Origin of the sequence: Rhodopseudomonas palustris (assembly GCF_007005445.1) — a bacterium.
GTDB classification, from domain to species: domain Bacteria; phylum Pseudomonadota; class Alphaproteobacteria; order Rhizobiales; family Xanthobacteraceae; genus Rhodopseudomonas; species Rhodopseudomonas palustris_G.
Genome location: NZ_CP041387.1, coordinates 770401 through 790464 on the forward strand (window position 1 = coordinate 770401; position 20064 = coordinate 790464).

Genomic DNA, 20064 nt, shown 5'->3' on the forward strand with positions numbered 1-20064 from the left:
ATGATCCGACCGCTGTCCTGGCTCGGCATTGTTCGGATGGGGCTGGTGCAGACCGGCCTCGGTGCGATCGTGGTCCTGACCACCTCGACGCTCAACCGGGTGATGGTGGTGGAGCTGGCATTGCCGGCGATGCTGCCGGGCGCCCTGGTCGCGATCCACTACGCGCTGCAAGTCTTCCGTCCCGCCTGGGGCCACGGCTCCGATCGCGGCGCGCGCCGCACGCCATGGATCATCGGCGGCATGGCGGTGCTGGCGCTCGGCGGCTTCCTGGCCGCGGTGGCGACCGCGTGGATGACGGTGCAGCCGCTGCTCGGCATGGCGCTGGCGGTGGTCGCATTCTGTCTGATCGGCGGCGGGGTCGGCGCAGCCGGCACCTCGCTGCTGGTCCTGCTCGCCAAGCGAACCGACGAAAAGCGTCGCGCGGCGGCGGCCACCATCGTTTGGGTGATGATGATCGCCGGTTTCATCGTCACCACGGCGATCGCCGGGCATCTGCTCGACCCGTTCTCGCCGCAGCGGCTGGTCGCGGTGTCGGGCAGCGTGTCGCTGATCGCGATGGCGCTGACCCTGCTCGGCGTGTGGGGCGTCGAAGGGCGCGGCGGCGCGCCGGCGCCTGCCGCCAAGCCGGCGGCACAGCAGGAGTCTTTCCGCAAGGCGTTCGCGGACGTCTGGCACGAGCCGCAGGCGCGGCGTTTCGCGATCTTCGTGTTCGTGTCGATGCTCGCCTACAGCGCCCAGGATCTGATCCTCGAGCCGTTCGCCGGCGCGGTGTTCGGCTTCACTCCCGGGGAGACCACCAAGCTGTCCAGCGTGCAGCACGGCGGCACGCTGATCGGCATGGCGATGGTACCGATCATCGGCGCGCTGTTTCCGAAATCGCGCGGCAATCTGCAAGTGTGGACCATCGGCGGCTGTGTCGCTTCGGCGATCGCGCTGCTCGGCTTGTCGACCGCCGCGATCGTCGGGCCGTCCTGGCCGCTGCGGAGCACGGTGTTCATGCTCGGCGTCACCAACGGCGCCTATGCGGTCGCGGCGATCGGCTCGATGATGGAATTGGTCGGTGCCGGCGGCGAGAATCGCGAAGGCGTGCGGATGGGACTGTGGGGCGCCGCTCAGGCGATCGCATTCGGCGTCGGCGGCTTCATCGGTACGCTGGCGAGCGATCTGGCTCGCCTGATCCTCGGGGCGCCGGCCCTGTCCTATGCGGTGGTGTTCGCCGCCGAGGCCGGTTTGTTCGTCGCGTCCGCAGCGATGGCGGTGTGGGTGCATCGCGCACAGCACCGCCGTGTCGCAGATTTGTCCAGTCCAGCAGTCGCCGGAGGTTGAAATGACCGAGAGCTCCGCAATTTACGATGTCGTTGTCGTCGGCGGCGGCCCCGCCGGCGCCACTGCGGCTTGCGATCTGGCGCGTGCCGGCAAGCGGGTGGTGCTGCTCGACCGCGCCGGCCGCATCAAGCCGTGCGGCGGCGCAATCCCGCCGCGTGCGATCCACGATTTCGCGATTCCCGACAGCATGCTGGTGGCGAAGATCCGCTCGGCCCGGATGGTGTCGCCGAGCAATGTCGAAGTCGACATGCCGATCGACGGCGGTTTCGTCGGCATGGTCGACCGCGAGCATTTCGACGAGTGGCTGCGCCAGCGCGCCGCCACAGTCGGCGCCGAACGGCGCACCGGCCTGTTCAAGCGGTTCAGCCGCGACGAATCCGGCGTCAACACCGTGCACTACGAGGCGCGTCAGGCCGACGGCTCGATGGCCGATCAGACGGTGCGCTGCCGTGCGATCATCGGCGCCGACGGCGCAGTGTCCGGCGTGGCGCGGCAGTTCCTGCCCGACGCCGACCGTGTGCCGTTCGTGTTCGCGTATCACGAGATCATCAAGACGCCGCGTCCGGAGCAGAAGGCCGCCTACGAAGGCGCCCGCTGCGACGTGTACTATCAGGGCCAGGTCTCGCCGGATTTCTACGGCTGGGTTTTTCCGCATGGCGACACCGTCAGCGTCGGCACCGGCTCGATGCACAAGGGCTTCTCGCTGCGCGATTCGGTGGCGGAGCTGCGCAAGGCAACCGGGCTCGACGAGGTCGAGACCATCCGCAAGGAGGGGGCGCCGATCCCGCTGCATCCGCTGCCGCGCTGGGACGACGGCCACAGCGTGCTGCTGGCCGGCGACGCCGCCGGCGTGGTGGCGCCGGCCTCGGGCGAGGGGATCTATTACGCGCTGCTCGGCGGCCGTCTCGCGGCCGAAGCGGTCGGCGAGTTCCTGCAGACCGCCGACGCCAAGGCGCTGAAGCTGGCGCGCAAGCGCTTCATGCGCGCGAACGGCTCGGTGTTCCGCATTCTCGGCCTGATGCAGTGGTACTGGTACGCCAACGACAAGCGCCGCGAACAATTCGTCAGCATCTGCCGCGATCGCGACGTCCAGAAGTTGACGTGGGACTCGTATATGAACAAAAAGCTGGTCCGGGCCAAGCCGATCGCCCATGTCCGGATCTTCTTCAAGAACCTGGCCCACATGACGGGGCTGGCTTCGGTTTGATTGCTACAGGCGGTGGCCTTGTGAATCCGATCTTCGTTGCGGCTGCCGTCGCGCTCTTTGTCGGTCTGCTCGGTGGTTCGCTGACCGACACCGGAACTTGGTATCAGAGCCTGGTGAAGCCCTGGTGGCAGCCGCCGGACTGGGCGTTCGGTCCGGCCTGGACGGTGATCTTCGCGCTCGCCGCGATGTCGGCGGTGTACGCCTGGCGGGGCGCCCGCACCCGCGCCCAGCGCGACTGGGTGATCGGCCTGTTCGCCGCCAACGGCTTCTTCAACGTGCTGTGGAGCATGTTGTTCTTCACGGTGCGGCGGCCGGATTGGGCGCTGCTCGAAGTGCCGCTGCTGTGGCTGTCGGTGCTGGCCGGCGTCGTGGTGTTTTGGCGCAGCGCCCGCACCGCGAGTTACTACCTGCTGCCGTACCTGGTCTGGGTGACGTTCGCGGCCTACCTCAACTGGACCGTGGTCGCGCTCAACACGCCGTTCTGATCGCGCGGCGATGCGGCCACCTCGAGAACTGCCATGCAGATGATGTCCGAACTGTTCGCCGGCGGCACCGTGGTCGACGTGGTGCTGATCTTCCTGCTGTTCGAGGCGATCGGGGTGATCGGCTATTGGCTCTGGCGCAAGCGCGGCATCGCGCCGGCGGATTTCCTGCCGGGGATGATATCCGGCGCGCTGATGCTGCTGGCGCTCCGCGCCGTCCTCGCCGGCAGCGGCTGGCTGGTGCCGACGCTGTGCCTGCTGGCGGCGGGCGGGGCGCATCTGGTGGATGTGCTGCGGCGCTGGCGCTGACAGCGGCGCCCTCCGGTCGAGTGCTCGCCGCGGCGCGGTCCAGAATCGTCCGTTCCGGACATTCAATCAACGGCAGCACTGAGGCCAACATACGATGGCCCGAAAGCACCCAGGCACCAAGGTCCAAGCACGAAGGTCCAAGCACACAGGCCCAGCCCCAAGGCCCCGAAAGCACGAAGGGCTCCGGTTCGTGTGAACCGAAGCCCTCGTGCCGCTAGACGTCAGCGAGTTGTGACGACTTACTTGAGCGTGGCGAGATAGGCCACCACGTCCTTGCGCTGCTGCTCGTTGGCGAGCTTGAAGGTCATCTTGGTGACGCCGACCGCCTGATCAGCCTTGCCCTTTTCGGTCAAGAACTTCTTCAGGAAGGCGTTCGGATCGGCCAGATACGGAACGATGTTGTCGGCGGTCCAGACCAGACCCGCTTCGCCCGAATTGTGGTTCAGCGGCGAATAGGTGAAGCCCGCGGCGGTGCCCGCCTTGCGGCCGACCACGCCGGCCAGCGCCGGACCGACCATGTTCTTGTCGGCGCGGTGGCAGGTCATGCACTGCTTGAACACCGCCTCGCCCGCCTTGGCATCCTGCGCCGAGGCAGTCCCGATCGACAGGGATCCTGCGGTAGCGGCGATGCTGACAATAGTGAGAAGTTTTTTGACCACGTCTCTCTCCTTAAGAACCCGTCCTGGCGTCCAGCGACCCCGGGCCTCGTAGGCCACGACAAACAGTCGCATCCAAACCCGTTCTGGTCGGTTCTGTAAAGTCGTTCTAACCCAGATGCGGACCGATGGTTCGACGCATTTGTGCTAGATGACGTTGATCTGTCGAAATTATATTACCGGCTAGTCAATTCGGCTAATTTTTCATTGCCGGCCGGTGACGACCACTTGTCAAGCGCCCGCAGTGCGCCTAAGTGCTTGGCTGCACGGCAGTGTTCCTCGACAATGCGTCGTAATGACGCCCTGCTGTGTGCGAGCGGAGTTGATGGCCCCGAAATCCGTTCATGCCGACATTACCCTTCTGCTCGATATGGAGGGTGTGATTCGCGAAGCCACTTTGTCTCCGGCAATGGCGGCTGAAAGCGTTGACGGTTGGCTGGGTCGGCTCTGGAGCGACATCGCGGGCGACGGCGGCGGCGAAAAGGTTCGCCGGATGGTCGAAGACGCAAGGCGCAGCGGAATATCCGCCTTCCGGCAAATCAATCAGCCGTTCCCGAGCGGCATCGAAATCCCGATCGAATTCACCACGATGCTGCTGGGCGATCGCACCGGCATGATCGCGGTCGGCAAGAACATGCAGGCGGTCTCCGAGCTGCATTCCCGGCTGATGGCCGCGCAGCAGGCGATGGAGCGGGACTACTGGCGATTGCGCGAGCTGGAAACGCGCTATCGGCTGGTGTTCGACGCCGCAGCGGACGCGGTGATGATCGTGTCGGCCGGCGACATGCGAATCGTCGAGGCCAACCGTGCGGCGGTCGGGGCGATCAGCCGCGTCGAGCGCATCAACGACGATGTCGTCGGGCGTGACTTTCTCGCTGAAGTCGCCGCGGCCGATCGCGACGCGGTCCGCGACATGCTGGCCCAGGTGCGCGAGCGCGGCAGCGCGCTGAGCGTGCTGGTCCATCTCGGCCGCTACGATCGGGCCTGGATGCTGCGCGGCTCGCTGATGTCATCCGAACGGCGGCAGGTCTTCCTGCTGCACTTCACGCCGGTCACGACCTCGGCGATCCCTGAGGAAGCTGACGACGACTCGGTGCTGCGGGGCCTGATCGACCGGATCCCCGACGGCTTCGTCGCGCTGGACTCCGACGGCATCGTCCGTCACGCCAATCAGGCGTTCCTCGATCTGGTGCAGGTCGGATCGAAGCCTGCGGCGGTCGGACGTTCGCTCGGCTGCTGGCTGGGACGGCCGGGTGCCGATCTGACCAGTCTGCTGACCCTGCTGCGGCGTTACAAGACCGTGCGGCTGTATCAGACCACGATCCGCGGCGAACTCGGCAGTGAGACCGAGATCGAGGTTTCGGCCGTCGACGGCGATGACGACCAATACATCGGCGTTCTGCTCCGCAACGTCGCGCGTCGCCTCGGCGAGGCGGACGACAACGATGCCTTGCGTCAGGCGCTCGGCCCGATCAGCAAGCAACTCGGGCGATCCTCGCTGCGAAAGCTGGTCAAGAACGCGGTCAGCATCGTCGAGCAGCACTACGTCAAGGAAGCCCTGGTGCGATCCAGGGGCAATCGCACGGCGACCGCCGAGTTGCTCGGATTGAGCCGGCAGAGTCTTTATGCCAAACTCAGCCGCTACGGCTTCGACGATAAAGGTGCGAATTCCGCTGCCGCCGACAAGGACGGGAACGGTCGCTCAGACGACGCAGAGGATTGAGTGGCAGGTCATGCCTCCGGTAGCCCCGCATTCGGAACTGCCGATCTTTCGAATTGCGAACTTGAAGAAATCCATCTCGCCGGCTCGATCCAGCCGCACGGCGCGCTTCTGGTCGTCAGCGAGCCCGACCATCGCATCATTCAGGCCAGCGCCAACGCGGCGGAGTTCCTGAATATCAGCCGGGTCGTCGGCGTTCCGCTCGCCGAGATCGACGGCGATCTGTTACTCAAGATCCTGCCGCACCTCGATCCCACCGTCGAAGGCATGCCGATCGCGGTGCGCTGCCGGCTCGGCCGTCCCGCCGCCGATTTCGACGGTCTGATTCATCGGCCTCCGCAAGGCGGGCTGGTGATCGAGCTGGAGCGTGCCGGGCCGCCGGTCGACCTGACCGGCACGCTGGCGCCGGCGCTCGAGCGGATTCGTACGGCCGGATCGCTGGGCGCGCTGTGCGACGCCGCCGCGCTGCTGTTCCAGCAGCACACCGGCTACGACCGGGTGATGGTGTATCGCTTCGACGAGCAGGGCCACGGCGAGGTGTTCTCCGAGCGCCACGTGCCCGGCCTCGAATCCTATCTCGGCAACCGCTACCCGGCGTCCGACATTCCGCAGATGGCGCGGCGGCTGTACGAGCGCCAGCGTGTCCGCGTGCTTGTCGACGTTGGTTATCAGCCGGTGCCGATCGAGCCACGGCTGTCGCCTCTCACCGGGCGCGATCTCGACATGTCGGGCTGTTTTCTGCGCTCGATGTCACCGATCCATCTGCAATACCTGAAGAACATGGGCGTGCGCGCCACCCTGGTGGTGTCGCTGGTGGTCGGCGGCAAGCTGTGGGGGCTGATCGCCTGCCATCACTATCTGCCACGCTTCATTCATTTCGAACTGCGGGCGATCTGCGAGCTGCTCGCCGAGGCGATGGCGACCCGGATCACCGCGCTCGAGAGCTTCGCGCAGAGCCAGTCGGAGCTGTTCGTCCAGCGGCTCGAGCAGCGCATGATCGAGTCCATCACCCGGGAAGGCGACTGGCGCGCCGCGATCTTCGACACCACGCAATCGATCCTGCAGCCGCTGCGCGCGGCCGGTTGCGCGCTGGTGTACGAGGATCAGGTCAGGACCATCGGCGAGGTGCCGTCGACCCAGGACGTCCGCCAGATCGCCGCCTGGTTCGATCGCCAGCCTCGCGCGGCGGTGGCGTCGACCGCTTCGCTCGGTCTCGATGCTCCGCAGTTCGCGCATCTGACGCGCGCGGCGAGCGGCGTGATGGCCGCACCGATCTCGGATCATCGCGGCGAGTTTCTGATGTGGTTTCGCCCCGAGCGCGTTCACACCGTCACCTGGGGCGGCAATCCGGAGAAACCGTTCACGATCGGCGACAGCCCGGCCGACCTGTCGCCGCGGCGCTCGTTCGCCCAATGGCACCAGGTAGTCGAGGGCACGTCCGATCCCTGGACGGCGGCTGATCTCGCCGCGGCCCGGACCATCGGGCAGATCGTCGCCGATATCGTGCTGCAGTTCCGCGCGGTGCGGACGCTGATCGCCCGCGAACAGTACGAGCAGTTTTCGACCCAGGTTCACGCCTCGGTGCAGCCGGTGCTGATCACCGACCCGGGCGGTGGCATCCTGCTGATGAACGACGCGTTTCGCGCGATGCTGCCGTCCGGCGCGCCGCCCGCGGCGCATCTGAGCGATCTCGCCGGCCTGTTCGTCGAACAGCAGGAGTTCCTGCGCAATACCGCGGAGCTGGTCGATCACGGCCGCGGCTGGCGCGGCGAAGTGATGCTGCGCGGTCCCGGCAACACCCAGTCTCCGTTGACGGTTCGTGCCGATCCGGTGACGCGGTCGGAGGATCAGGCGCTCGGCTTCGTTCTGATCTTCAGCGATGCAACCGATCGCCGCACCGCGGAGGCGGCGCGTGCGAGATTTCAGGAAGGCATTCTCGCCAGCGCGCGGACCGGCGTGCGGCTCGATTCCAAGTCCGACCTGGTCCACGAGAAGCTGCTGTCGGCCTTGGTCGAGAACGCGCAGCTTGCGGCGCTGGAAATCACCTACGGGGTCGAGACCGGGCGGATCGCCGAGCTGCTGGAAGGCGTCCGCCAGTCGATGCTGCGCACCGCCGAAGTGCTCGGCCATCTGGTGCAGCACGCCGCCCGCACGGCGGGCAGCGACACCGTCGACGGCGATCCGAAGAGCAGGGCGTAGGAGCGCTGCGGCGCTCGGCCGCGGGCGCGGTCAGACGGTGACTGCGCGATCCGCGAGATGTTGCTGGACTGCGACCGACAGCGCGATGTTGCAGGTGAACGCCGCTGCGCCTTCCTCGATGATCGCCGCGGCATCGGGCGCCGCCGCTCCGGCCTGTTCCAGCGCCTCGCGATACTCGGTCTTCAATGCGCCCGGATCGCCGATCGCCGAAAAGTCGTAATGCGCCAATTCGGCAGGGCCGAGCTGCATCGTCTTCTCCAGCAGCCGGCGCACGATCTGTCCGCCGTTGAGATCGCCGAGATAGCGGGTGTAGGCGTGCGCGATCAGCCGGCTGCCGTCGCCTTCGCTCGCCTCCGCGATACGGTCCGCATAGGCTTCGGCCGCAGGCAGCACCGGAAGCTGATCGTTCCAACCGGTGCCGGCGAGTGCGACGAGATCGGCTTCGATCGCAGGAGTGCGAGCCAGCGAATGCGCCGCCAGCGGCGCAAGGATCGGATTGTCGCGATGTCGCGCGATGCCGGCTTCGATCGCCCGATAGGCGGGATGCAGATTGCGCAGCAACAGCGTGTAGCCGTCGCGGGTCGCCGTGCCGCGCAGAATCTCCGCGACGATTCCGGTGCGCTCCGCTTCGAGATGCAGCGCGCGCGTCCGAAGATAAAGAGCTGTCACGACGCTCGCGTCGTTTTCCGCCTGAACCACTGCCATACGAGCCTCCATGATGAGACCCTATAGCAGGGCAATCGGGTTACTGCGAACAAGAACCAGTCTATTTGCCGGCCTTCAACGCCGCGACCAGTTCGCGTGCCAGGCGCGGCGCCGAATCTCCCTCGGCCGCAGCTACGTCCGCTCCGACCGATGCCGAAAGATCCGGGCGTCGCGTCAGCGTCGGTCCGCCGAGCATGATCCCGACCTTCGGATTGCGCGACCTTCGCCTGACGTCCTGGATGTAGCGCTTCAGTTCGTCGGGCCGTCGATCGCTGGTGACCCAAAGTCCGATCACCTCGAACCAGCACTCGCCGATGAGTGAGAACAGATCGCCGAGCGGCCTGAACGGCATCGAGCGCACCGCCCATCCGTCGCGGTAGAACAGTTCGGCCACCATCGTCATTTCGAGACTGAGCTGATTGCCGGGAATCGTGGTCAACAACACCTCACCGCCGATGCCGCGGTTGTTGACCGGAAACGCATCGCCGAGGTGACGGACGATCTCCTGCAGCCGGCAGATCGCAAGCGTCACGGTTACCGAGTCGATCGCGTCGCTGTCGCACATTTCGGACAGCCGCCGCGCCGTCGGCGCGAGAAGGTTGAGAAAGATCAATTCGGGCGTGGTGCCCTGCGAGATAAGAGTCTCGACATGGAGCAACGCGGCCGCTTCGTCGCTTCCGAGCGTCAGCAGGACGAACTGTTGAACTTCGAGCGTCGAGCCGCCTTCGGGCAGGCCACAAGAATTCGCAAACATGGATCGCAGCGAAAACCCAACCTGGGTCAGTACCTCTTTACGGAGCGAGATCGAAATACCGGTCGCCTTCATCGGACGGCGGTACCGCCAAATCGGTTCCGGGACGGCAGGGGAGAGCGGGACGATGGGCGAAGCGGCCCTGTCGGGTTCGACGACTTCCAGAAGCAGCCGGTCGGTCCAGTTCGTCATGAGGGGTACTCCGTCACCTCGAACTTAAGGCGCATAGCCCTAAGACCGTCAAGTTTAATTTACGTATGGTTTGGTTGACAGTGGCATTCGTGACGATTAGCCTTTGTTGATCAGCCCGCCCTGAAGGAGAAGCGCGGTGCATCATTCAAGCGCATCAGATCAAGAAAAAGAGGGTCTCGGTGCGACGATGCCGTTGTCGCGTGCCTCGGAGCCGGTATCGCACCACCGCGACGCCGCTGTGTCAAATGTTCTTTACATGACAGGTGCCAATGCGCCCGACGGTGCTGCGGTCGGCGGCGCGGTTTCGATGCAGAAGCAGGGGGTTAAGACTCTCTACACGCCCGAAGAGCGGCGGCGTCGGGATGCGACGAAATGGACGCTGGTCCAGGGAATTCTGGCGCCGGTTCAGTTCCTGGTTTTTCTGGTCAGCCTCGGACTCGTGCTGAACTATCTGTGGACCGGTGACGGCTTCACCGCCGCGACGGTGTCGATCGTGATCAAGACCTTGGTGCTCTATACGATCATGGTCACCGGTGCGATCTGGGAGCGCGAAGTCTTCGGTTGTTACTTGTTCGCGCCGGCGTTCTTCTGGGAAGACGTGTTCAGCTTCCTGGTTCTGGCGCTGCATACGGCCTATCTGGTGATGCTGTTCTTCGGACTCGGCAGTCCGCGCGATCAGATGCTGGTGGCGCTCGCCGCCTATGCGACCTACGTGGTCAATGCGGCTCAGTTCATCCTCAAGCTGCGCGCTGCGCGTCGCGACGAGCGGCTTGCTGCGACCAGTGCGGTCGACATGTCCGGGAGCCGCGCATGACCGTGCATGTTTCCGGCTGTTCGTCCGCCGCAGCGGATCAATTGGTGTCTCGCGAGATTCGCACCGAGAGTGGTCAGCGTGAAGTGTTCTGCGGGCTGACCGGCATCGTCTGGCTGCACCGCAAGATCCAGGACGCGTTCTTCCTCGTCGTCGGTTCGCGCACCTGCGCGCATCTGATCCAGTCGGCGGCCGGTGTGATGATCTTCGCAGAGCCGCGGTTCGGCACCGCGATCATGGAAGAGAAGGATCTGGCCGGTCTCACCGACGCCAATGACGAGCTCGATCGCGTGGTGACGCAGCTTCTGGCGCGCCGGCCCGACATCAAGCTGTTGTTCCTGGTCGGCTCGTGTCCGTCGGAAGTCATCAAGCTCGATCTGTCGCGCGCCGCGCTTCGCCTGTCGCAGCGGTTTTCGCCGGGCGTGCGCATCCTCAACTATTCGGGTAGCGGCATCGAAACCACCTTCACCCAGGGTGAAGACGCCTGTTTGGCGTCGCTGGTGCCCGAACTGCCGGTGCAGGCCGATGCCAAGCCGTCGCTGCTGGTGGTCGGTTCGCTCGCCGACGTGGTCGAAGATCAGTTCATGCGGATGTTTGACGCGCTCGGCGTCCGCAACGTCGCGTTCTTCCCGCCGCGCAAATCGACCGCGCTGCCCAGCGTCGGACCGAACACCAAGATCCTGATGGCGCAGCCGTTCCTGCCCGACACCGTGCGAGCCCTGGAAGAGCGCGGCGCCAAGCGGCTGGCGGCGCCGTTCCCGCTCGGTGTCGAAGGCACCACCGGCTGGCTGCGTGCGGCGGCCGATGCGTTCGGTGTCGACCCGGCGCAGTTCGACAAGGTCACCGCGCCCAATCGCGCCCGCGCCGAACGCGCGCTGGCTGCGTTCAAGAACGAACTCGGCGGCCGGCGGATCTTCTTCTTCCCCGATTCGCAGCTCGAGATTCCGCTGGCGCGCTTCCTGTCGCGCGAACTCGACATGCAACTTGTCGAAGTCGCCACGCCGTATCTGCATCGCGAGCAGCTCGCCGAGGAGCTGAAGCTGCTGCCGGCCGGCGTTGCGATCACCGAAGGCCAGGACGTCGACGATCAGCTCGATCGCTGCCGTCTGGCGCGTCCGGACATCGTGGTGTGCGGCCTCGGCCTAGCCAATCCGCTCGAAGCGGAAGGCATCACGACGAAATGGTCGATCGAACTCGTGTTCACCCCGATCCAGGGGTACGAGCAGGCGGCCGATCTTGCTGAATTGTTCGCGCGGCCGCTGGTGCGGCGCGCCAAGTTGGTGGCCTGACCCATGCAGCTTACCGTATGGACCTATGAGGGCCCTCCCCATATCGGCGCGATGCGCGTCGCGACGGGCATGGAGCAATTGCACTACGTGCTCCACGCTCCGCAGGGCGACACCTACGCCGATCTGCTGTTCACGATGATCGAGCGCCGCAACAAGCGGCCGCCGGTGACCTACACGACCTTCGCTGCGCGCGATCTCGGCAAGGACACCGCGGAGCTGTTCATGACCGCGGCCCGCAACGCCTATGCGCGCTTCAAGCCGCAGGCCATGATCGTCGGAGCCTCCTGCACCGGCTCGCTGATCCAGGACGATCCGGGCGGGCTCGCCAAGTCGCTCGGCTTCTCGATCCCGGTGATCCCGATCGATCTGCCGGCGTATCAGCGCAAGGAAAACTGGGGCGCGTCCGAGACGTTCTATCAGCTCGTGCGCGCCATCGCCGGACCGAAGGCGCCGCCTCCCGGCACCAAGCGGCCCGACCGCCCGGCGGGGCAGCGCGCCAAATGCAATCTGCTCGGCCCGACCGCGCTCGGCTTCCGCCACCGCGACGACGTCGCCGAGATCACCAGGCTGCTCGCTCAGCTCGGGATCGACGTCAATGTGGTGGCGCCGATGGGCGCGACGCCGGCGGATCTGACCCGGCTCGGCGATGCCGATTTCAACGTGGTGCTGTATCCGGAAGTCGCCTCGCAGGTGGCGTCGTGGCTGCAGCGGATCTTCCATCAGCCGTTCACCAAGACGATTCCGATCGGGGTCTCGGCGACCCGCGAATTCGTGCGCGAAGTCGCCGGCCTTGCCGGCGTCGATCCGGAGCCGGTGCTGGCGGTAGCGTCGACGCGACTGCCGTGGTACTCGCATTCGGTCGACTCGACCTACCTGACCAACAAGCGCGTCTTCATCTTCGGTGACGCCACCCATGTGATCGCGTCGGCGCGGATCGCGTCGGAAGAGCTGGGCTTCAAGGTGGTCGGGCTCGGCACCTACAGCCGCGAGTTCGGCCGCGACGTTCGCGAGGCGGCGGCGAAATACGGCGTCGAGGCGCTGATCACCGACGACTATCTCGAGGTCGAGGCCAAGGTCGCCGAACTGCATCCGGAACTGGTGCTGGGCACCCAGATGGAGCGCCACATCGCCAAGCGGCTCGGCGTGCCCTGTGCGGTGATCTCGGCGCCGGTGCACGTTCAGGATTTCCCTGCGCGCTATGCGCCGCAGATGGGATTCGAAGGCGCCAACGTGATCTTCGATACCTGGGTTCATCCGCTGATGATGGGCCTCGAAGAGCATCTTCTGGCGATGTTCAAGGACGATTTCGAATTCAAGGACGGCGCGCTGCCGTCGCATCTCGGCACTGGCCATGCACCCGCTTCGGCGCCTGCTGTGGCGGAGGTCGCCGTTGCGCTGCCGCAAAGCGCGCCGGTTCTCGACGGTGCAGCATCTGAGCCGGCTCCGACCGCACCCGCCCCCACGGGGGCTGTGTGGGCACCGGAAGCCGAAAAGGAACTGCTGAAGATACCGTTCTTCGTCCGCGGCAAGGCTCGCCGGAATACCGAGCGCTTCGCCAACGAGAATGGTGTCGCAACCATTACTGTCGAGACCTTGTACGATGCCAAAGCGCACTTCGCCCGCTGACAAGACCCCGGTCCGGGTCGTCATCGTCACACTGGACAGCCACCTGTCCGGAGCCGCTGCGCGCGCCCGCAACGCGCTGCGCAAGGATTATCCCGGTATCGAGTTGACGGTGCATTCCGCCGACGAGTGGGGCGGCGACGTCAACGCATTGCAGCGCTGTCTCGCCGACATCGCCACCGGCGACATCATCATCGCCACCATGCTGTTCATGGACGATCACGTCCGCGCGGTGATGCCGGCGCTGCAGGCGCGCCGCAACGATTGCGACGCGCTGGTGTGCTGCATGTCGGCCGCCGAGGTGGTGAAGCTCACCCGTATCGGCAAGTTCGACATGAGCGCCGAAGCGCTCGGCATGATCAACTGGCTGAAGAAGCTGCGCGGTAAAAAGACCGAAGGCAGCGCCGGCAAGGGCGAAATGAAGATGCTGCGGCAGCTCCCGAAGCTGCTGCGCTTCGTGCCCGGCACTGCCCAGGATATGCGCGCCTACTTCCTGACGCTGCAATACTGGCTGGCGGGCTGCGAACAGAACATCGCCAACATGGTGCGGCTGCTGATCGATCGCTACGCCAGCGGCCCGCGCAAGGGACTGCGCGGCGTCGCCAAGGTCGAGCCGCCGCTCGATTACGCCGATATCGGCGTTTATCACCCGAAGATGAAGGGCCGCATCGCCGAGACGGCCGACAAGCTGCCGCCGGGACCGGCCGACGCCAAGGGCACTGTCGGCGTGCTGCTGCTGCGCTCCTATCTGCTCGCAGGCAATGCCGGTCACTATGACGGGATGCTGGAGTCGTTCGAGGCCAAGGGCCTGCGCGTCATTCCGGTGTTCGCTTCGGGCCTCGATCAGCGCCCGGCGATCGAGAAGTTCTTCATCAAGAACGGCCGTCCGGTGGTCGACGCGGTGGTGTCGCTCACCGGCTTCTCGCTGGTCGGCGGCCCGGCCTACAACGACTCCAAGGCGGCGGAAGACATCCTCACCGCGCTCGACGTGCCGTATCTGTCGGCGCATCCGGTCGAGTTTCAGACGCTGGAGCAATGGGCCGCGTCCGATCGCGGTCTGATGCCGGTGGAGAGCACCATCATGGTGGCGATCCCCGAGCTCGACGGCTGCTCCAACCCGATGGTCTATGGCGGCCGCTCCGACGGCGGCGACATTGCCTGTCCGGGCTGCGAGAAGTTCTGCAAGTTCGACCGCAACGAGAGCGGCGGCGACATGTATGTCTGCGCCGAGCGCGCCGAGATGCTGGCCTCGCGCACCGCGCGGCTGATCGCGCTGCGGCGGAGCGAACGCAAGGACCGCAAGATCGCGGCGGTGCTGTTCAACTTCCCGCCGAATGCCGGCAACACCGGCACCGCGGCGTTCCTCGGCGTGTTCGAGTCGCTGTTCAACACGCTGAAGGCGATGAAGGCCGAGGGCTACACCGTCGAGTTGCCCGAAAGCGTCGATGCGTTGCGCGAGGCGATCATCACCGGCAATGCGGCGCGGTTCGGCTCGACCGCCAACGTCCACGCCCGGGTGATGGCCGGAGATCACGTCAAGGCCGAGCGTTACCTGCGCGAGATCGAAGGGCAGTGGGGTCCGGCGCCCGGCAAGCAGCAGAGCGACGGCTCCTCGATCTTCATTCTCGGCGAGCGCTTCGGCAACGTGTTCGTCGGCGTGCAGCCGGCGTTCGGTTACGAAGGCGACCCGATGCGCCTGCTGTTCGAGAAGGGGTTCGCGCCGACGCACGCCTTCTCGGCGTTCTATCGCTGGATCAAGCAGGATTTCGGCGCCCATGCGGTGCTGCATTTCGGCACCCACGGCGCGCTGGAATTCATGCCCGGCAAGCAGACCGGCCTGTCCGGCACCTGCTGGCCCGACCGCATGATCGGCGATCTGCCCAACATGTATCTGTACGCCTCCAACAACCCGTCCGAAGGCGCGATCGCCAAGCGGCGGTCGGCGGCGACGCTGGTCAGCTATCTGACGCCGCCGGTGGCGCATGCCGGCCTGTATCGCGGGCTGCTCGAGCTGAAATCCTCGATCGAGCGCTGGCGCGGGCTGACGCCGGAGGAAGAGACCGAGCGCGAGAATCTGGCGACGCTGGTGCAGGCGCAGGCCGCCGGCCTCGATCTCGCCGCCGCCGAGCCGGCCTGGACCGCCGAAGAGGCGGGGACGACCATCGCCAAGCTGGCCGATGCCGTGCTCGAGATGGAATACGCGCTGATCCCGCACGGCCTCCACGTCGTCGGCAACGTGCCGTCCGAAGAGGAACGGGTCGAGACGCTGGAAGCGGTCGCCGATGCGATGCACGGCAAGCGCCCCGACAAGTCGGTGCTCGAAGCGCTGGTGCGCGGCGGCCATCCCGAACATCTGTCGGGCAACGGTCCGGAAGCGCAGGCCAATCTCGACATGCTCAAGGAGCTGGCCGGGATCGACAAGCTGCTCGCCGAAGACCATGAGCTCGCCGCGATCCTGCGGGCGCTCGACGGCAAGTTCATCCGTCCGGCGCCGGGCGGGGATCTGCTGCGCACGCCCGCGGTGCTGCCGACCGGCCGCAATCTGCACGGCTTCGATCCGTTCCGAATCCCGTCCGCCTACGCGCTGCAGGACGGCGCCAAGCAGGCGCAGCGGCTGATCGACAAGCACGTCGCCGAGGGCAATCCGCTGCCCGAGACCGTCGCGATCGTGCTGTGGGGCACCGACAACCTGAAGAACGAAGGCGCGCCGATCGGCCAGGCGCTGGCGCTGATGGGCGCACGGCCGCGGTTCGACGGCTACGGCCGTCTCGCCGGCGCCGACCTGATCCCGCTGGAAGAACTCGGGCGGCCGCGGATCGACGTGATCATCACCATGTCGGGCATCTTCCGCGACCTGTTGCCGCTGCAGATCAAGCTGCTCGCCGAAGCCGCCTTCATGGCGGCGAGCGCCGAGGAGCCGTCCGAGCAGAACTTCATCCGCAAGCATTCGCTGGCCTACCAGGCCGAGCACAAATGCGACATGGAGACGGCCTCGCTGCGGGTGTTCGGCAATGCCGACGGCGCCTACGGCTCCAACGTCAACCACCTGGTCGAGAACAGCCGCTGGGAAGACGAGGACGAGCTCGCCGAGACCTACACCAAGCGCAAGAGCTTCGCTTATGGTCTCAAGGGGCAGCCGGTGCAGCACGCCGAACTGCTCAAGAGCGCGCTCGCCGACGTCGATCTCGCTTACCAGAACCTCGACTCGGTCGAGCTCGGCGTCACCACGGTCGACCACTACTTCGACACGCTCGGCGGCATCAGCCGCGCGGTGCGCAAGGCGAAGGGCGGCCAGGCTGCGCCGGTGTATATCGGCGACCAGACCCGCGGCGCCGGCACGGTGCGGACGCTGTCGGAGCAGGTCGCACTCGAAACTCGCACCCGGATGCTGAATCCGAAGTGGTACGAGGGCATGCTCAAGCATGGCTACGAAGGCGTGCGTCAGATCGAAGAGCACGTGACAAATACTATGGGCTGGTCGGCAACCACGGGCGAAGTCGCGCCGTGGGTGTACAAGCAGCTCACCGAGACCTTCGTGCTCGACCCTGAAATGCGGGCACGCCTCGCCGCGCTCAATCCGGTGGCTTCGGCGAAAGTCGCCAACCGCCTGATCGAAGCGCACGAACGCAACTACTGGTCTCCGGACCCGGAAATGCTCGAGACCCTGCGCAAGGCAGGCGAAGAGCTCGAGGATCGCCTGGAAGGCGTGGGAGTGGCCGCATGAACATCCTGACTGACCCCCTGAAGCTGAAGACCTCGGGCTGCGCCGACATCAATGCCGGCAAATGCGCCGAGGGCGACGGCGAGGGCAGCGTCCAGGTCCAGCTCGACCCCGAGGTGAAGATCGGCTCCGCCAAGGTGTTTTCGATCTACGGCAAGGGCGGCATCGGCAAGAGCACGACATCGTCGAACCTGTCGGTGGCGTTCTCCAAGCTCGGCAAGCGCGTGCTGCAGATCGGCTGCGACCCGAAGCACGATTCGACCTTCACGCTCACCAAGAAGCTGATGCCGACGGTGATCGATGTCCTGGAGTCGGTCAACTTCCACTCCGAGGAGCTGCGCCCCGAGGACTTCGTGTTCGAGGGCTACAACGGCGTGATGTGCGTCGAGGCCGGCGGCCCGCCGGCCGGTACCGGCTGCGGCGGCTACGTCGTCGGCCAGACCGTCAAGCTGCTCAAGGAGCATCATCTGCTCGAAGACACCGACGTGGTGATCTTCGACGTGCTCGGCGACGTGGTGTGCGGCGGCTTCGCCTCCCCGCTGCAGCATTCCGAGCGGGCGATGATCGTCGCCGCCAACGACTTCGATTCGATCTTCGCCGCCAACCGCATCGCCGCGGCGATCCAGGCGAAGTCGAAGAACTACAGCGTGCGGCTGGCGGGACTGATTGCCAATCGCAGCCGTGAGACCGACCAGATCGACAAGTTCGGGGCACGCACCGGTATCCAGCGCGTCGCGCATCTGCCGGACCTCGATGTCATCCGGAAGAGCCGTCTGAAAAAGATGACACTTTTTGAGATGGATCACACCGCAGAAATCGAAGCTGTGCAAAATGAATATCTTCGGCTCGCTACCGAATTGTGGGAGGCGAAGGAACCCCCGGTCCAGGGCAAGCCGCTGAAGGATCGCGACATCTTTGATCTCTTGGGATTTGATTGATGGCGTTGGGCAGCTACATTGAGCGACGCGGCGAGCTCGAAACCTATTTCGATCGCACCGCCGCCGACACTTGGGCCAAGCTGACGTCGGATGCGCCGGTCAGCGGTATCCGCGCCACCGTGCGCGCCGGCCGCGACGAAATGCGGGGCACGCTGCTGTCGTGGCTTCCGGCCGACATGACCGGCACCCGGCTGCTCGACGCCGGTTGCGGCACCGGCGCGCTGTCGATCGAGGCGGCGCGGCGCGGTGCCAAGGTCGTCGCGATCGACCTGTCGCCGACGCTGGTGGCGGTGGCGCGCGAGCGCCTGCCGGCCGACATCGATCCGGCCGCGATCGACTTCCGCTCCGGCGACATGCTCGACCCCGAACTCGGCGAGTTCGACTTCGTGGTCGCGATGGACTCGCTGATCCACTATCTGCCGCACGACATCTGCCGGATGCTGGCGACGCTGGCGTCGCGCACCCGGCAGTCAATGGCGGTGACGTTCGCGCCGAAGACGCCGCTGCTGACGCTGATGCATTTCGTCGGCGGCTTTTTCCCGCGTGCCGACCGCGCGCCGGCGATCGAGCCGATCAGCGAAAAGACGCTGCGCGGTCTGGTTGCGGCCGAGCCGCTGCTGGCGCAATGGCAGCCCGGCCGCACCCATCGGGTGTCGTCCGGCTTCTACACCTCGCAGGCCCTGGAGATGGTTCGACGATGAGCCAACTCGCAGCGACATTGGCGAAAGGCTGGATGCGTCTCGGTACGCGCTTCCTGCCGTTCGCCGACGCGGCGACCAAGGAGCTTCCGCTCGGTCGTCTGCTGCGTCTGTCGCTGTTCCAGGTTTCGGTCGGCGCCTCGGTGGTGCTGCTCAACGGCACCCTCAACCGGGTGATGATCGTCGAGCTCGGCGTCACCACCTTGCTGGTCTCGCTGATGGTGTCGCTGCCGCTGGTGTTCGCGCCGTTCCGGGTGCTGATCGGCTTCAAGTCGGACCACCATCGCTCTGTGCTCGGCTGGCGCCGGGTGCCGTACATCTGGATGGGAACGCTGCTGCAGTTCGGCGGCTTCGCCATCATGCCGTTCGCGCTGCTGGTGCTGTCGGGCGAGGGCGCCTATCCGGCGGTGTATGGCCAGATCGGCGCCGCTCTGGCGTTTCTGCTGGTAGGAGCCGGGCTGCACACCACTCAGACCGCCGGGCTCGCGCTCGCCACCGACATCGCGCCGGAAGTGTCGCGGCCGCGGGTGGTCGCGTTTCTGTATGTGATGCTGCTGGTCGGGATGACCGGCAGCGCGCTGATCTTCAGCGAACTGCTGCACGATTTCAGCGAGCTCAGGCTGATCCAGGTGATCCAGGGCGTCGCCGTGCTGCAGCTCGGGCTCAACATCGGGGCGCTGTGGAAGCAGGAAGCTCGCAACCCGCAATTGACCTCGGCGGCGCGGCCGCGACCGCAGTTTGCCGAATCCTGGACCCAGTTCCGCAACGCCGGCGGCTCGACCCGGATGCTGGTGGCGGTGGCGCTCGGCACTGCCGGTTTCTCGATGCAGGACATTCTGCTGGAGCCCTACGGCGCCCAGGTTTTGCAGCTCAGCGTGGGGCAGACCACGGCGCTGACCGCGTTCTTTGCGATCGGCACGCTGTGCGGATTCGCGCTGGCGGCGCGGACCCTCGGCCGTGGCGGCGATCCGTACCGGCTCGCCGGCCTCGGCGCCATGATCGGCATGTTCGCGTTCGCCGCGGTGGTGATGTCGGCGCCGGCGCAATCGGCGGTGCTGTTCCGGATCGGCACCGCGCTGATCGGATTCGGCGGCGGTCTGTTCGCGGCCGGTACCTTGACGGCCGCGATGGCCGTGGCGTCCCGCAGTGATTCAGGAATGGCGCTCGGCACTTGGGGCGCAGTGCAGGCGACCGCAGCCGGCGGCGGCATCCTGCTCGGCGGCGGCATTCGCGATGCCGTCGCAGCTCTCGCCAGCGACGGCGCGCTCGGCGCCGTGCTGTCGGGGCCGGCCATCGGTTACTGCTTCGTCTACTACATCGAGATCGCGTTGCTGTTTGCAACGCTGGTTGCGGTCGGTCCGCTCGTGCGCACGACACGAACGGACTACGCGCAGTCGTCAGCCAAATTCGGCCTAGCCGAATTTCCAAGTTAACTAA

16 protein-coding genes are annotated in these 20064 nt (G+C 66.0%); 13 read left to right on the forward strand and 3 right to left on the reverse strand.

What is annotated here, in order from left to right; all coding sequences use genetic code 11:
* From FLL57_RS03545 to FLL57_RS03560, 4 genes are read left to right on the forward strand one after another with little or no spacing between them, the layout of a single operon-like run.
* A complete protein-coding gene (locus FLL57_RS03545) occupies positions 1-1326 on the forward strand; it encodes a BCD family MFS transporter (RefSeq protein WP_047310054.1) in 1326 nt (441 codons plus the stop codon).
* Between the two features lies 1 nt (position 1327).
* A complete protein-coding gene (locus FLL57_RS03550) occupies positions 1328-2533 on the forward strand; it encodes a geranylgeranyl diphosphate reductase (RefSeq protein WP_047310055.1) in 1206 nt (401 codons plus the stop codon).
* 20 nt (positions 2534-2553) lie between these two features.
* Entirely contained in the window at positions 2554-3018 is a 465-nt protein-coding gene (locus FLL57_RS03555; RefSeq protein WP_047310056.1) for a TspO/MBR family protein, read from the forward strand.
* A 33-nt stretch (positions 3019-3051) separates the two neighbouring features.
* Positions 3052-3324 carry a hypothetical protein gene (locus FLL57_RS03560; protein ID WP_013503650.1) on the forward strand — a complete coding sequence of 91 codons (273 nt, stop codon included), beginning with the start codon at positions 3052-3054 and terminating at the stop codon, positions 3322-3324.
* 239 nt (positions 3325-3563) lie between these two features.
* On the opposite strand, the gene FLL57_RS03565 is transcribed toward FLL57_RS03560, so the two are convergent.
* Positions 3564-3983: a c-type cytochrome gene (locus FLL57_RS03565; protein ID WP_047310057.1), complete on the reverse strand. Its 420-nt coding sequence runs from the start codon at positions 3981-3983 to the stop codon at positions 3564-3566.
* A 322-nt stretch (positions 3984-4305) separates the two neighbouring features.
* Between FLL57_RS03565 and ppsR the strand changes: the two genes are divergently transcribed.
* Both ppsR and FLL57_RS03575 read left to right on the forward strand, forming a co-directional pair.
* Positions 4306-5703, forward strand: a complete 1398-nt coding sequence (ppsR, locus tag FLL57_RS03570; protein WP_047310058.1) for a transcriptional regulator PpsR — start codon at positions 4306-4308, stop codon at positions 5701-5703.
* On the forward strand, positions 5704-7899 hold the full coding sequence (locus FLL57_RS03575) for a GAF domain-containing protein (protein WP_013503647.1): 2196 nt from the start codon (positions 5704-5706) through the stop codon (positions 7897-7899).
* A 30-nt stretch (positions 7900-7929) separates the two neighbouring features.
* Here the strand turns inward: FLL57_RS03575 and FLL57_RS03580 are convergent, their stop codons facing one another.
* Positions 7930-8604, reverse strand: coding sequence for a heme oxygenase (biliverdin-producing) (locus tag FLL57_RS03580; RefSeq protein ID WP_142882154.1), 675 nt, complete (start codon positions 8602-8604; stop codon positions 7930-7932).
* Positions 8605-8665: 61 nt separating this feature from the next.
* A complete protein-coding gene (locus FLL57_RS03585; RefSeq protein WP_234713426.1) occupies positions 8666-9358 on the reverse strand; it encodes a cobalamin B12-binding domain-containing protein in 693 nt (230 codons plus the stop codon).
* 445 nt (positions 9359-9803) lie between these two features.
* Here FLL57_RS03585 and bchF point away from each other — a divergent pair, with 445 nt between their 5' ends.
* From bchF to FLL57_RS03620, 7 genes are read left to right on the forward strand one after another with little or no spacing between them, the layout of a single operon-like run.
* Positions 9804-10361 (forward strand): 2-vinyl bacteriochlorophyllide hydratase, encoded by a 558-nt coding sequence (gene bchF, locus FLL57_RS03590; RefSeq protein WP_433962608.1) that lies wholly within the window; start codon positions 9804-9806, stop codon positions 10359-10361.
* Positions 10358-11647, forward strand: a complete 1290-nt coding sequence (locus FLL57_RS03595) for a ferredoxin:protochlorophyllide reductase (ATP-dependent) subunit N (protein WP_142882155.1) — start codon at positions 10358-10360, stop codon at positions 11645-11647. The genes bchF and FLL57_RS03595 overlap by 4 nt, the downstream gene beginning before the upstream one ends.
* Positions 11648-11650: 3 nt before the next feature.
* A complete protein-coding gene (gene bchB, locus FLL57_RS03600; protein WP_047310061.1) occupies positions 11651-13273 on the forward strand; it encodes a ferredoxin:protochlorophyllide reductase (ATP-dependent) subunit B in 1623 nt (540 codons plus the stop codon).
* Positions 13248-16994 (forward strand): magnesium chelatase subunit H, encoded by a 3747-nt coding sequence (locus FLL57_RS03605; protein ID WP_047310062.1) that lies wholly within the window; start codon positions 13248-13250, stop codon positions 16992-16994. Before bchB ends, FLL57_RS03605 begins: the two co-directional genes overlap by 26 nt.
* Positions 16991-17929 carry a ferredoxin:protochlorophyllide reductase (ATP-dependent) iron-sulfur ATP-binding protein gene (gene bchL / locus FLL57_RS03610; RefSeq protein WP_142882156.1) on the forward strand — a complete coding sequence of 313 codons (939 nt, stop codon included), beginning with the start codon at positions 16991-16993 and terminating at the stop codon, positions 17927-17929. The genes FLL57_RS03605 and bchL overlap by 4 nt, the downstream gene beginning before the upstream one ends.
* Entirely contained in the window at positions 17929-18630 is a 702-nt protein-coding gene (gene bchM, locus FLL57_RS03615; protein WP_013503639.1) for a magnesium protoporphyrin IX methyltransferase, read from the forward strand. Before bchL ends, bchM begins: the two co-directional genes overlap by 1 nt.
* Positions 18627-20060 (forward strand): BCD family MFS transporter, encoded by a 1434-nt coding sequence (locus FLL57_RS03620; RefSeq protein ID WP_142882157.1) that lies wholly within the window; start codon positions 18627-18629, stop codon positions 20058-20060. The genes bchM and FLL57_RS03620 overlap by 4 nt, the downstream gene beginning before the upstream one ends.
* Positions 20061-20064: the final 4 nt, after the last annotated feature.

What these genes read in the sequence shown, in the direction of transcription:
- FLL57_RS03545 (WP_047310054.1), top strand. Translation starts at nt 1, where the DNA reads ATGATCCGACCGCTGTCCTGGCTCGGCATTGTTCGGATGGGGCTGGTG.
- FLL57_RS03550 (WP_047310055.1), top strand. Translation starts at nt 1,328, where the DNA reads ATGACCGAGAGCTCCGCAATTTACGATGTCGTTGTCGTCGGCGGCGGC.
- FLL57_RS03560 (WP_013503650.1), top strand. Translation starts at nt 3,052, where the DNA reads ATGCAGATGATGTCCGAACTGTTCGCCGGCGGCACCGTGGTCGACGTG.
- ppsR (WP_047310058.1), top strand. Translation starts at nt 4,306, where the DNA reads ATGGCCCCGAAATCCGTTCATGCCGACATTACCCTTCTGCTCGATATG.
- FLL57_RS03580 (WP_142882154.1), bottom strand. Translation starts at nt 8,604, where the DNA reads ATGGCAGTGGTTCAGGCGGAAAACGACGCGAGCGTCGTGACAGCTCTT.
- FLL57_RS03585 (WP_234713426.1), bottom strand. Translation starts at nt 9,358, where the DNA reads ATGTTTGCGAATTCTTGTGGCCTGCCCGAAGGCGGCTCGACGCTCGAA.
- bchF (WP_433962608.1), top strand. Translation starts at nt 9,804, where the DNA reads ATGACAGGTGCCAATGCGCCCGACGGTGCTGCGGTCGGCGGCGCGGTT.
- FLL57_RS03595 (WP_142882155.1), top strand. Translation starts at nt 10,358, where the DNA reads ATGACCGTGCATGTTTCCGGCTGTTCGTCCGCCGCAGCGGATCAATTG.
- bchB (WP_047310061.1), top strand. Translation starts at nt 11,651, where the DNA reads ATGCAGCTTACCGTATGGACCTATGAGGGCCCTCCCCATATCGGCGCG.
- FLL57_RS03605 (WP_047310062.1), top strand. Translation starts at nt 13,248, where the DNA reads ATGCCAAAGCGCACTTCGCCCGCTGACAAGACCCCGGTCCGGGTCGTC.
- bchL (WP_142882156.1), top strand. Translation starts at nt 16,991, where the DNA reads ATGAACATCCTGACTGACCCCCTGAAGCTGAAGACCTCGGGCTGCGCC.
- bchM (WP_013503639.1), top strand. Translation starts at nt 17,929, where the DNA reads ATGGCGTTGGGCAGCTACATTGAGCGACGCGGCGAGCTCGAAACCTAT.
- FLL57_RS03620 (WP_142882157.1), top strand. Translation starts at nt 18,627, where the DNA reads ATGAGCCAACTCGCAGCGACATTGGCGAAAGGCTGGATGCGTCTCGGT.